The 12,618-nt window shown below is 50.0% G+C and carries 10 protein-coding genes, 1 pseudogene and 1 other annotated feature; of the genes and pseudogenes, 3 read left to right on the forward strand and 8 right to left on the reverse strand.

Annotated features, from left to right (window positions below; translation table 11 throughout):
- Positions 1 to 72: 72 nt before the first annotated feature.
- From LU633_RS21265 to tal, 3 genes are all read right to left on the reverse strand, one after another.
- Complete coding sequence (locus tag LU633_RS21265; RefSeq protein WP_040465569.1) at positions 73 to 1,392, reverse strand: MFS transporter; 1,320 nt, start codon at positions 1,390 to 1,392, stop codon at positions 73 to 75.
- A 224-nt stretch (positions 1,393 to 1,616) separates the two neighbouring features.
- A complete protein-coding gene (mog, locus tag LU633_RS21270; protein ID WP_016190902.1) occupies positions 1,617 to 2,201 on the reverse strand; it encodes a molybdopterin adenylyltransferase in 585 nt (194 codons plus the stop codon).
- Between the two features lie 111 nt (positions 2,202 to 2,312).
- Positions 2,313 to 3,266 (reverse strand): transaldolase, encoded by a 954-nt coding sequence (gene tal / locus LU633_RS21275; RefSeq protein ID WP_016190901.1) that lies wholly within the window; start codon positions 3,264 to 3,266, stop codon positions 2,313 to 2,315.
- A gap of 238 nt (positions 3,267 to 3,504) precedes the next feature.
- Here tal and yaaA point away from each other — a divergent pair, with 238 nt between their 5' ends.
- On the forward strand, positions 3,505 to 4,281 hold the full coding sequence (yaaA, locus tag LU633_RS21280) for a peroxide stress protein YaaA (protein WP_016190900.1): 777 nt from the start codon (positions 3,505 to 3,507) through the stop codon (positions 4,279 to 4,281).
- 37 nt (positions 4,282 to 4,318) lie between these two features.
- Here the strand turns inward: yaaA and thrC are convergent, their stop codons facing one another.
- From thrC to LU633_RS26325, 4 genes are all read right to left on the reverse strand, one after another.
- Entirely contained in the window at positions 4,319 to 5,605 is a 1,287-nt protein-coding gene (gene thrC / locus LU633_RS21285; RefSeq protein ID WP_016190899.1) for a threonine synthase, read from the reverse strand.
- 3 nt (positions 5,606 to 5,608) lie between these two features.
- Positions 5,609 to 6,538, reverse strand: a complete 930-nt coding sequence (gene thrB, locus LU633_RS21290; protein ID WP_016190898.1) for a homoserine kinase — start codon at positions 6,536 to 6,538, stop codon at positions 5,609 to 5,611.
- Positions 6,539 to 6,540: 2 nt separating this feature from the next.
- Positions 6,541 to 9,003 (reverse strand): bifunctional aspartate kinase/homoserine dehydrogenase I, encoded by a 2,463-nt coding sequence (gene thrA / locus LU633_RS21295; RefSeq protein WP_016190897.1) that lies wholly within the window; start codon positions 9,001 to 9,003, stop codon positions 6,541 to 6,543.
- A 24-nt stretch (positions 9,004 to 9,027) separates the two neighbouring features.
- Positions 9,028 to 9,146: a sequence feature (Thr leader region), on the reverse strand.
- On the reverse strand, positions 9,084 to 9,152 hold the full coding sequence (locus LU633_RS26325; protein WP_152664279.1) for a thr operon leader peptide: 69 nt from the start codon (positions 9,150 to 9,152) through the stop codon (positions 9,084 to 9,086). Its footprint overlaps the feature before it by 63 nt.
- Positions 9,153 to 10,263: 1,111 nt before the next feature.
- On the opposite strand from LU633_RS26325, the gene arcA reads away from it, so the two are divergent.
- Complete coding sequence (gene arcA, locus LU633_RS21300) at positions 10,264 to 10,980, forward strand: two-component system response regulator ArcA (protein WP_016190896.1); 717 nt, start codon at positions 10,264 to 10,266, stop codon at positions 10,978 to 10,980.
- A gap of 48 nt (positions 10,981 to 11,028) precedes the next feature.
- Here the strand turns inward: arcA and creA are convergent.
- Positions 11,029 to 11,503 (reverse strand): annotated as a pseudogene (gene creA / locus LU633_RS21305) (protein CreA).
- A gap of 190 nt (positions 11,504 to 11,693) precedes the next feature.
- Here creA and robA point away from each other — a divergent pair.
- The gene (robA, locus tag LU633_RS21310) at positions 11,694 to 12,584 is read left to right on the forward strand and encodes an MDR efflux pump AcrAB transcriptional activator RobA (RefSeq protein ID WP_016190893.1); all 891 of its coding nucleotides are present in this window, start codon (positions 11,694 to 11,696) and stop codon (positions 12,582 to 12,584) included.
- Positions 12,585 to 12,618: the final 34 nt, after the last annotated feature.

Below are 12,618 nucleotides of genomic sequence, written 5' to 3' on the forward strand. Positions count from 1 at the left end.
ATCCAAAGCGCAAAGCATACGTGATCAGCAAGTCTGTGTCACGACCGAATATTTCCTGAATTAGCTGAAAAGTTAGCGTCCTTTCCGCGAATCGTCTTGAACTGAAGCGCGACTGTCGACAGAGTTAAGGCCATGCCTGAGATATATCCCCACCAGCAGCCCCAATACAGAAAGCGCGAGTACATAATAAGCCGGAGCCAAAGGCGTTACACCCATCATAAGGGTAACCATAATGGGCGTCAGACCGCCAAAAACGGCATAAGCCACGTTATATGAGAATGAAATGCCGGTAAAACGCACCTCAGCCGGGAAGGCCCGGCTCATCACATAAGACACTGCCCCCACCACGCCCACGCTGAACCCCACCGCGCCGTAACAGACGAACAGTCTCTCAGGATGTTGACTCACCGTCTGATAAAACACCCAGCTGCACAGTGCAAGCAGGATACTCCCTGCAATAAAAGTTTTACTGGCGCCGAAACGATCAGCTGCAAGACCGGCACACAGGCAACCCGCGATTAACGTCACGGTAGCCAGGCTATTTGCCTGCAAGGCTTGTGCCGTGGCGATGCCACACACTTTTTGCAACCAGATCGGTGTCATCAGAATAACCACCACGATACCCGCAGAGAGTAACCAGGTCAGTAACATACAAACGACAACGGCTCTTTTATGGTTAACGACTACTGTTTTCAGCGGTAGCTCCGCTGCCAGCGCTTTGCGGGCTTGCAGTTCACTGAACACCGGTGTTTCCTGTAACCAGCGCCGCAAATAGAGTGCCAGCAGGCCGAAGCCGCCGCCGATCAAAAAAGGAATGCGCCATCCCCCGGCAGCCACGCCCGCCGGGCCAAAAGTCTGATTAATAACGGTTGCCATCACCGAGCCAAGTAAAATACCGGTGGTCAGACCCGCCGTTAAGGCTCCACAGGCAAATCCAATACGTTTCTCCGGGACGTGTTCAGCAACAAATACCCAGGCGCCTGGAACTTCACCGCCGACCGCCGCGCCTTGTAACATACGCAACAGCAGCAGCAGAATCGGCGCCGCTACCCCCAAAGTGGCATACACAGGCAATAATCCCATTGCCAGAGTAGGAAGCGCCATAAGCAGTATGCTGAGGCTGAACATTTTCTTGCGCCCTTTACTGTCACCAAAATGGGCCATTATGATACCGCCCAACGGGCGAGCCAGATAACCTGCAGCGAAAATCCCGAACGTTTGTAACTGACGCAACCACTCCGGGATATCTGCAGGGAAAAAAAGATCGCCAATGACCGCAGCAAAAAAGACGAAAATGATAAAATCGTAGAACTCCAGTGCGCCACCCAGCGCTGCCAGTGAGAGGGTTTTAACATCCTGCCGGGTTAACCGGCGCACAAGGTTTACAGGCATATTTTTCAGGTTCATCCGCAAATGGGAAGGGAAAAATATCATAAGAAAACATGAAGTGTTATCTTCCTCATCAGGAATTATTCAGAGACCGGCAACTTAATTTCCGTTAATTTTTCCACCTTTCAGTTTAATCATCGAATAACTCACCCGAAAAACAGGCATGGCAACATCTGATCTGCTGCCATCGAGAGAGAGAGGGATTTTATGTGTATGTGGAATGTTGGTTATCTTAATTTACGCCTGGCACTTTTAGGACGAAATGCTGCCACCGTCGCCTCGTGCGTTTCTACCCAGGGGCCGTCCAGCAACTGGATGCAATAAGGTACGCTGGCAAAAATTCCCGCTACGACCTGCTTACCCTCGCTATTCTTCCCCCCTTCCAGCGTCTCTTTAATCGATTTTGGCTGGCCCGGCAGATTGATAATCAGCGATTGTTTGCGGATCACAGCTACCTGGCGGGAAAGGATCGCCGTTGGAACAAAGTGAAGACCGATCTGGCGCATCTGCTCGCCAAAGCCCGGCATTTCCCGGTCGGCTACCGCCAGCGTGGCATCCGGGGTAACATCGCGCCGGGCCGGGCCGGTGCCGCCGGTAGTCAGCACCAGATGACAAAAGCGTTCATCCACCAGCTCGCAAATTGCCTGCTCAATGATCGGCTGTTCATCCGGCACCAGTCGTTTTTCAATCACAAAAGGCGAAGCCAGTGCCTGATTCAGCCAGAGCTCAAGTGCAGGTAGCCCTTCATCCTGATAAAGACCGTTGGCGGCACGATCAGAAACAGAAATCAGTCCTATGCGTAAAATGCTCATCGTTTTATCACCGTAACAGTCATGGGTGCGCGGGAATGCAGGTCGAATAAAGTAGCATAAACATTGCAAGACGTGATGTACAGCGGAGGGAAAAACCGGCCAGCGTATTAGTTACAGCAGGTCGGCAATCATCTTGTCCAGTTTGCCCTGATCAATGGCAAAATTACGGATACCCTGAGCCAGCTTGTCCACCGCCATCGGATCCTGGTTGTGCTGCCACAGGAACTCTGGCTCGGTCATTTTCGCAGGTCGTGCTTTTACTTCGCCTTGCCAGGAGAGCTTGCGCTCCAGCGGGCCTTCGCTTTCAGCCAGTTCTTTCAGTAGTCCGGGTGAAATGGTCAGACGGTCACAGCCCGCCAGCTCAATAATTTCGCCCAAGTTACGGAAGCTGGCACCCATGACGACGGTCTCGTAGCCATGCTGCTTGTAGTATTTGTAAATTTCAGTGACGGAAACCACACCCGGATCTTCGTGCGCGGCATACTCTTTTTTGTCGGTGTTGGCTTTGTACCAGTCCAGAATACGGCCAACAAATGGCGAAATAAGATAAACGCCCGCTTCTGCACAGGCGCGCGCCTGGGCAAAGGAAAACAGCAGCGTCAGGTTGCAGTTGATGCCTTCTTTTTCCAGCTGTTCCGCCGCGCGGATACCCTGCCAGGTGGATGCCAGTTTAATCAGGATACGGTCATTGCTGATGCCCGCATCGTTATAAAGTTTGATCAGCGCACGCGCTTTATTGACGCTGCCTTCCATGTCATAAGAAAGGCGGGCATCCACTTCGGTCGAGATACGGCCAGGCACCAGCTTAAGAATTTCCAGACCGATGTTCACTGCCAGTTTGTCAGCAGCATGCTGGATCTTCTCTTCTTTCTTGCTGCTCTGCTCGCGTGCCCAGTCAACCGCTTCATCAATCAGCTTGCGGTATTCCGGGATCTGCGCAGCACTGAGGATTAAAGAAGGGTTCGTGGTAGCATCTTGCGGCTTATAGAGCTTCATTGCAGCGATATCGCCGGTATCAGCAACAACGGTAGTGAGTTGGCGCAGGGAGGTCAGTTTGTCCGTCATAATGGGCATTCTCATCAACTAGAGTTATCGGGTTCTGAAAATCGCTGTCCCAGATAATATCACGCAACATAGGCCATGCAAGGTAAGCTTGCCGCAAAGCCTCTGCGGGCGACACGCCAGCATCCGTGACAAGAATAATTCCCGGCAATAGCAGCAATCAGTCTTTTCAGACTGGTTTTTTGCTAAAATGCTGCCCTGTCCACTTTGCTTCCCTGCCGCCACTCTCCAGGAGCCTGTTATGTTGATCGTTATCTCACCGGCCAAAACGCTGGATTTCGAAAGCGAGTTGATCACCCGCCGTTTCACGCAACCCGCACTGCTGGATCAGGCCAGCACACTCATTAAGGTTGCGCGTAAACTGACGCCGGTACAGATCGGCAAACTGATGAGTATCAGCGACAAACTTGCCGATTTAAACGCCGGGCGCTTTCAGAACTGGCAGCCTCCTTTCTCTCTTGACAATGCACGCCAGGCAATCCTTGCGTTTAAGGGCGATGTTTACACCGGCCTACAGGCGGAGACCTTTGAAGAGAAGGATTTTGACTTTGCCCAACAACATCTGCGTATGCTTTCGGGACTGTATGGCCTGCTGCGCCCGCTGGACCTGATGCAGCCTTATCGTCTGGAAATGGGCATTAAGCTGGAAAACCCCGCCGGTAAAGATCTTTATAGTTTCTGGGGCGAACAACTTACCGATGCGCTTAACGCAGCGCTGGCCGACCAGGGTGATGATGTTCTGATTAACCTGGCATCCGATGAATATTTCAAAGCGGTAAAACCCAAAAAGCTAAACGGGCGCGTTATCAAACCGGTGTTTCTGGACGAGAAAAACGGCCAGTTTAAAGTGATCAGTTTCTATGCAAAAAAAGCACGAGGATTGATGAGCCGATACATTATCGAACATCGCCTGAGCAAACCGACCCAGTTGAAAAAATTTGATGTGGAAGGTTACCGCTTTGCCGAGAATGAAAGTAGCGAAGAGGAACTGATATTTAAACGTCGGGAAATTAAATAAAGCAAAAAAACCTGGCCGGAAGGCCAGGGCGAACAGATTATTTGCGCAGCAGAAATGCCCGCAGCTCTGCAAAATCTGCCGCCATCTTATGTAACAGCAGCGGCAATTCAGCACGTTCTGCGAGGGCTTCAGGCAAAGGCAGTTTCCGGTCCAGAATCTCTTCCACACTTTCTATGAACTTCGCCGGATGCGCGGTGCCAAGGAACAGGCCAAACTCCCCTTCCTGCAACTGATCACGCAGCAACCGATAAGCAATCGCCGCGTGCGGTTCAGAAATGTAACCCAAATCGGCCAGCTCGCGCATCGCCGCCTGTGTTGTTTTATCATCAACAGCACCATAGCCCAGCTCGCTCAGACGCCAGGTTTTCCGACGAAAGATTTCCTCAACACGTGGCCAGTTATTAGGCTGGCTGACATCCATCGCGTTTGATAGCGTGGCAACGGTTGCAGCAGGCTGCCAGCCCCCCCCGGCAAGGAAGCGCGGTACCGTGTCGTTGGCGTTGGTTGCTGCAATAAAACGCTTCACCGGCAGGCCCAGCGTTTTCGCCAGCAGGCCGGCTGTCAGGTCGCCAAAGTTACCGCTGGGAACGGAGACCACCAGCTGGTTGCGTTTTTCCTGCGGTAACTGCGCCACGGCTTCAAAGTAATAGCATATTTGCGCCAGCAAACGACTGATATTGATCGAATTTGCCGAGTTGAGGCCGATCGCTTTTTTCAGCACCTCGTCATCAAAAGCCTGCTTCACCAGCGCCTGACAGGCATCAAAATCGCCATCAATGGCGATGGTCTGGATATTGCCTCCCAGCGTACAGAACAGTTTTTCCTGTAATGGGCTGATTTTGCCCTGCGGATAGAGGATGACCACCTGCACGTTATCCATTCCGTAAAACGCATGCGCGACGGCAGCGCCGGTATCGCCAGACGTAGCGGTCAGGATGGTGATTCTTTCATCGGCACCGCTGATATAAGACAGCATCTGTGCCATAAAACGCCCGCCGAAATCCTTAAATGCAAGCGTAGGGCCGTGAAACAGCTCCAGTGAAGAGATATCATCGGCCACTTTCACGACCGGCACCGGAAAGGTAAACGCCGTTTTCAGACGCTCGTGCAGGTGATGAGGCGTGATTTCGTCGCCAATGAACGCCGAAAGGATTTTAGCGCTGCGGCTGACAAAATCCATATCGAGCATTTTATCAATGTCGGTCAGTTCAAATTCCGGCAGCTCAAGCGGGAAAAACAGTCCTTGCTGTTTACCAAGCCCCTGTTTGACGGCCTGTGAGAAGCTAACCTGCTCGTTATGGTCCTTAAGATTGTAGAGTTTCATGCGTTATCCCAGTTTACGTGCGCCTGCCGTATCAATGCGGCAAATATGAACGAAGCCTTCTTCGTTTTGCAGATAGTGCTGACGGAGCCAGTCCGCCATTCGCCCGGCGGTGTTAGTGTTATCACAAACGGCAAAGAGCGTCGGGCCGGAGCCAGAGATGCCACACGCCAGCGCACCGATATCTTTAAGCTGCTGACGAGCCCCGGCAAAGCCGGGTAAAAGTTTCGTACGGTAGGGCTCTGCAATCACGTCTCGCATCATCCTGGCCGCCAGTTCTGGTTGCTGTGTGTGGCTGGCGTGGATAAATCCGCTCAGATAGCGACCATGTCGGATAATGTCTTCCTTGCGGTATTGTGCAGGCAAAATCGCCCGCGCTTGTGCCGTAGACACCTTAATGCCGGGATAAGCCATTACCCACAGCCACTGCTCAAAGGCCGGGACGTGCTGACAAATAATGCCCGACTCTTCCAACATCAGCTGAATACCGCCCAGAAAACAAGGTGCTACGTTATCGTAATGCACGCTGCCAGACACGCGACCTTCCAGTTCACCCATCAGCATCAGCAGGCTGTCATTATCCAACGGTTTGCCACAGTATTCGTTCATCGCCATCAGACCCGCAACGACCGAGCATGCGCTTGAACCCAGCCCGGATCCGATCGGCATGTTTTTTTCCAGCGTCATCGCCACCGGGATGCGTTTGCCGATGGCCTCACAGAAGTGATCCCAGCACTGCCAGACAATATTGTCCTGCTGACTGGCTGGCAGCTTACTGACAAAACGCCCTTCGTTGCGCAGACTAAACTCGCTGGCCGCTTCCACAGTAACGCAGTCACCCAGCAGCGTACCGTCGACGGGGGATACCGCCGCGCCCAGTACATCAAAGCCTACGCTCACATTGCCAATTGAGGCAGGGGCATAAATCTTGACCATCGTTAAACTCCCAACTTCCAGGACAAAGTACGCAGGAGATCGGCAAACACACCGGCAGCCGTGACATCATTGCCTGCGCCGTAACCACGCAGCACCAAAGGGATCGGCTGATAATAGCGGCTGTAAAAAGCCAGTGCGTTTTCACCGTTTTTCACTTTATAGAACGGGTCGTTACCATCCACGGCCGTAATTTTAACCTGACAGTGCCCCCCTTCTGCAATCGCTCCGACAAAACGCAGTACTTTACCCTGCGCCGCAGCCGCAGAAACGCGTGAAGCGAACGCATCGTCCAGCTCCGGCAGGCGCGCCATAAAGGTGTCCACATCGCTGATTGCCGTGAATTCTTCGGGCAACACCGCTTCAATGTCAATATCGCTCAGTTCCAGCTGATAACCAGCTTCGCGGGCCAGAATTAACAGCTTGCGTGCCACGTCCATGCCGGAAAGATCGTCACGCGGGTCTGGCTCAGTGAATCCCATATCGCACGCCATGCGGGTTGCTTCTGATAGCGATATGCCTTCATCGAGCTGGCCAAAAATAAAGGAAAGTGAACCCGACAGAATACCGGAGAATTGCAGCAGATCATCACCTGCATTAAGCAGATTTTGCAGGTTTTCTATGACCGGCAGGCCGGCCCCAACATTGGTGTCATAAAGAAATTTACGACGCGACTTTACAGCAGCAGTACGTATCTGCTGATAGTAATGGTAAGAGGAGGTATTGGCTTTTTTGTTCGGCGTCACCACATGGAAGCCATCAGCCAGGAAATCGGCATACTGATCTGCCACCGACTGGCTGGAAGTGCAATCCACGATAACCGGGTTAAGTAAGTGATATTCCTTCACCAGACAATTCAGGCGCTGTAAATCGAACGGTTCTGTTGCTTCTTTCAACGCATCCTGCCAGTTTTCAAGGGCGATACCGTGCACATTGGTCAGTAACGCTTTTGAATTTGCAATTCCGCAAACCCGCAGATCGATATGCTTTTTCTTCAGCCATGTCTGTTGACGATGCAATTGTTCGATCAATGCTGAACCAACGCCGCCAACGCCAATAACAAAGACTTCGATCACCTGGTCGGTAGCAAACAGCATCTGGTGGACAACCCGGACGCCCGTGGCCGCATCCTCATTACTGACCACTACCGAGATGGAGCGTTCAGAAGACCCCTGAGCAATTGCCACGATGTTGATATTGGCCCGTGCCAGTGCCGAGAAAAATTTCGCAGATATGCCACGCAGCGTGCGCATTCCATCGCCTACTACCGAAATCACCGCCAGATTTTCCATGACGTCCAGCGGCTCGAGCAGCCCATCTTTCAGCTCAAGGTGGAATTCATCTTCCAGCACGCGACGCGCCCGCAGAAGGTCGCTTTGCGGCACACAGAAACTGATGCTGTATTCCGATGAGGATTGCGTAATCAGCACCACCGAAATACCGCTGCGCGATATAGCCGCAAAAACGCGGGCCGCCATGCCAATCATGCCTTTCATACCCGGACCGGAAACATTAAACATCGCCATGTTGTTCAGGTTAGTGATGCCTTTCACCGGATTGGCATCATCAGAACTGTTGCCGCCAATCAGGGTACCGGGAGCTTGTGGATTAGCAGTATTTTTTATCAGGCAAGGGATCTGGAACTGAGCAATTGGAGAGATAGTCCGGGGATGAAGAACCCTGGCGCCAAAGTAGGACAGCTCCATCGCTTCCTGGTAAGACATCGATTTGAGCAGCCTTGCATCAGGGACCTGGCGCGGGTCGCAAGTATAAACGCCGTCCACGTCAGTCCATATCTCACAACAGTCCGCACGCAGACAGGCTGCCAACACGGCTGCAGAATAGTCAGAACCATTGCGCCCCAACACAACCAGCTCACCTTTATCGTTACCTGCGGTGAAACCTGCCATCAATATCATGTTTTTTGTCGGAATTTTGCTGGCAACAATGCGTCGCGTGGACTCCGCGATATCCACAGTGGATTCGAGGTAATGGCCAACGGACAGTAGTTTTTCAACAGGGTTAATCACGCTGACATCATGACCGCGGGCCTGGAGCAGCCCTTCCATAATCGCAATAGAGAGTTTTTCCCCCCGGCAAATTATTGCTGCATTAACGCTGTCCGGGCACTGCCCAAGCAGGCTGACACCATGTAAAACTTGTTTCAGACTGACAAACTCCTGCTCGACAAGGTTCTTCAAGCGATCCTGTTCAAAACCGGGTTGAACATCCGCAAGGCCCTGCAGCAAAGAAGCGAAAATCTGCTCTGCGTCACTGATATTGGCTTTAGCATCCTGGCCGTTGATGGTTTTCTCAATCATGGCAACCAAATGGTTGGTGATCTTCGCTGGCGCGGACAAAACAGTGGCAACCTGTCCCTGCTTCGCATTGTTCTCCAGAATATCGGCCACGCGCAGAAATCGTTCTGCATTGGCCACTGAGGTTCCACCGAATTTCAGCACTCTCATTTTCACACTCTCCTGAATTTTTGCCGAAAAAAAACCCGCACTGTTCAAGGTGCGGGCTTTTTTTGAGTTCTTTGTATGCGTCAGCCCGCACCGTTACCTGTGGTAATGGTGGTAATAATAATGGTTGTCATCAGGGCATGTGTACGCATCAGGAATTTTATCTGTTAAGAAATTTTTTCAGTAACCAGAATTAAAGCAAACATCAGACTAAGTCAATTTTTTTATTGATTTGAATAGTCTTAACACACCACATGCCATGAGATCATTGCTGCATAATCCAGATTTTATTGAACATAAATTCAGCATTTTGTTAACATTTCAGTTTATTATTATGAAATACAAAAGATTTTCTATCTCTATTTTTCCTCTAACGGCTTATCGACTTTGATGTTGCAACGTAGCATTTAGCTGTGTGGGCGAGACACCCTATAGTCTGACGCAGGAAAAATGTAATTTTCATCTGGTCTCTGCGTGGCAACACAGTTCTGGTGACAATCACGTTTTGACAGACACAGCTGGCGACAAGGTGTCGTCTGCACGATTCAAAATAATTACGCCCATTTACAAAATGACTATTTCATCTAATTAAAAGTTATTCATTATTGCGCAGCGATTGCTTTACACTGATAAAAGGAGCCACCGCATTTGGCAGTCATATCGCAATTTTATTTTTAAGTTAAGTGATCACAGTTATAAATGGAACTGCAAAAGTAAAATAAAACAAATATTTTAACATAAAATAAACATACCTAAAAATATTAATATCGATATATTATAAAAAAATGATATTTATCTACCAGAGTCAGTAATAATAACATTTATCTTTGCATAACCCTTTTCACTTCAACAAACTAACAAATGTTAAAAATTAATGATCGTGATTATAATTGCAGTACCAATCTTTCGATTGCGGATAATGCTATTTGTTAGCTAACCACCGAATTTGATAAGATTTTTTCATACAGCTGTTAACGTGCTACAATTGATTTGACATAAGTCAATTAAGCTTTATTTATTGTCTGTTAAACGAAGCTTGTGCTGTTATGTCGCTGTTAATGACGTTAAGATGCACGCCATTTTTCATCTTGACGTAACGGGCAGGGCGTAATTAATTTATAGCGCCACCTGGTCGTTGATAGTTCTGGAACATATTCTGTACAGCTGCGGTGAAACGTAAAAAATGCTCCTGTTTGTTCACGACGTTAACATTAGCAGCTGTATATCCCATATCGTTTTGTTGGCAATTTAGGTAGCGAACACATGCAGACCCCGCACATACTTATCGTTGAAGACGAATTAGTTACTCGTAATACTCTCAAAAGTATTTTTGAGGCTGAAGGCTACATGGTTTATGAGGCTACGGATGGCGCAGAAATGCATCAGGTCCTGATCGAGAATGATGTCAACCTTGTGATTATGGACATTAACCTTCCCGGAAAAAATGGCCTCTTACTGGCGCGCGAGTTACGAGAACAAGCAAACGTTGCACTCATGTTTTTAACCGGACGCGATAATGAAGTTGATAAAATTCTGGGATTGGAAATTGGTGCGGACGATTATATTACCAAACCTTTTAATCCGCGCGAGTTGACTATCCGTGCCAGAAACCTGCTGTCCAGAACAATGAATCTGGCTCCCCTCAGTGAAGACCGAAAGCTGGTTGAAAGCTATCGTTTTAACGGCTGGGAACTGGATATCAACAGCCGCTCACTGGTCAGCCCCCAGGGCGAACAATACAAGCTGCCCCGCAGCGAGTTTCGTGCGATGCTGCATTTTTGTGAGAACCCTGGAAAAATCCAGACTCGCGCAGACTTACTGAAAAAAATGACCGGTCGGGAGCTTAAGCCCCATGATCGCACCGTCGATGTCACCATACGCCGTATTCGCAAACATTTTGAATCAACGCCCGATACACCGGAAATCATCGCTACCATTCATGGTGAAGGTTACCGTTTTTGTGGCGATTTGCAGGACTGAATCTCAGCTAATACACAGGAAAGGGCCAGCGGCGGCCCTTTTCTATGCTTATTTTCCCCACGGAATAATCGGCACGGTACTTAACGCATTTTTAGGCGAACCATCAACAACTTTATCGGAGTAGCTAAGGTAAATCAGGATATTACGTTTTTTATCGTAAAACCTCACTACCTGCAGCTTTTTGAACACCAGCGATGGTGTGCTTGCGAAACACCACGTCACCTTCTGCGTTACCCTGAGCGATTTTTTCGTTAAGCCCTACTGGCCCCGTCTGCTGACAGGAAATGGCTGCATCAGAAGTATCTTCAGCCAGCCCCAGTCCGCCTTTGATACCACCGGTTTTGGCGCGGCTAATATAGCAGGTAACATTTTTCACATCCGGGTCATCAAACGCTTCAACAACAATTTTATGGTCCGGGCCGAATACCTTGAATACGGTATCCACAGACCCGACAATCTCTGCACGGGCAGAGAGAGATGCGACAATTACAGACGTGACTATTAACAATTTTTTCATTGTCATTGGGTTACCATTGCTAAGAAAATAGATGAGGTTGTAAATTATTGCTTTCACTGCTCCACTGAATGAAACGCACTGCGTCAGCTTTATGACGTAGTTTTATAGCACAACCGCCAGTAAAGCGGATTGCCCTGTTTAGCTCAGTGTGGGATTGTTTCTCTGGCCCCAATTTTAAGTAGGATGAGGACGATTTATGGATCAAGCCGGTATCATTCGCGACTTGCTGGCCTGGCTTGAAAGCCACCTTGACCAGCCACTTTCTCTGGACAATGTTGCAGCCAAGGCGGGTTATTCAAAATGGCATTTACAAAGGATGTTTAAGGAAGTCACCGATCATGCTATCGGTGCCTATATTCGCGCTCGTCGTCTTTCCAAAGCGGCGGTAGCGCTGCGACTGACCAGCCGTCCAATTCTGGATATCGCGCTGCAATATCGCTTCGACTCACAGCAAACGTTTACCCGCGCGTTTAAAAAGCAGTTTAACCAGACGCCAGCCTGGTACCGTCGTGCTTCAGACTGGAACGCATTCGGCGTCCACCCGCCGATAAGACTGGGCGACCACAGACTGCCTGAACCAACCTATGTCACGCTGCCAGAACTCGTTTTGACCGGGCAAACGCAAATTTACACCTGCACCCTGGAACAAATTTCAAGTTTTCGTGGCGAGATGCGCATGCACTTCTGGCGGCAATTCCTCACGGAAACCGATACTATTCCCCCGGTGCTATATGGCCTGCACCAATCGCGCCCCAGCATGGAAAAGGATGATGAGCAGGAAATCCTCTATACCACGGCAGTTCCTTCCAACACCGTGCCGCACGCCATCACGGCCACCCAAACCGTGGTGCTGGAAGGGGGTGAATACGTGCAGTTTACTTACGAAGGCCCCCGCACAAATTTGCAGGACTTCATTCTGTTGATTTACGGGAGCTGTATGCCAACATTGCAGCTTACACGCCGGCACGGCCAGGATATTGAACGTTTTTATACCCACGGCGGTAAAAAACGTGCAGAGCCACCGATGGACATTCGCTGCGAATATCTGATTCCAATTCGCTCAACGGGCGCTCAGGAAACAGCATAAGCACTCTGGCGGAAATATTTCCGCCGTCTCTTCT

The sequence above is a fragment of the Erwinia tracheiphila genome (assembly GCF_021365465.1).
In the GTDB taxonomy this organism is placed as follows: Bacteria; Pseudomonadota; Gammaproteobacteria; order Enterobacterales; family Enterobacteriaceae; genus Erwinia; species Erwinia tracheiphila.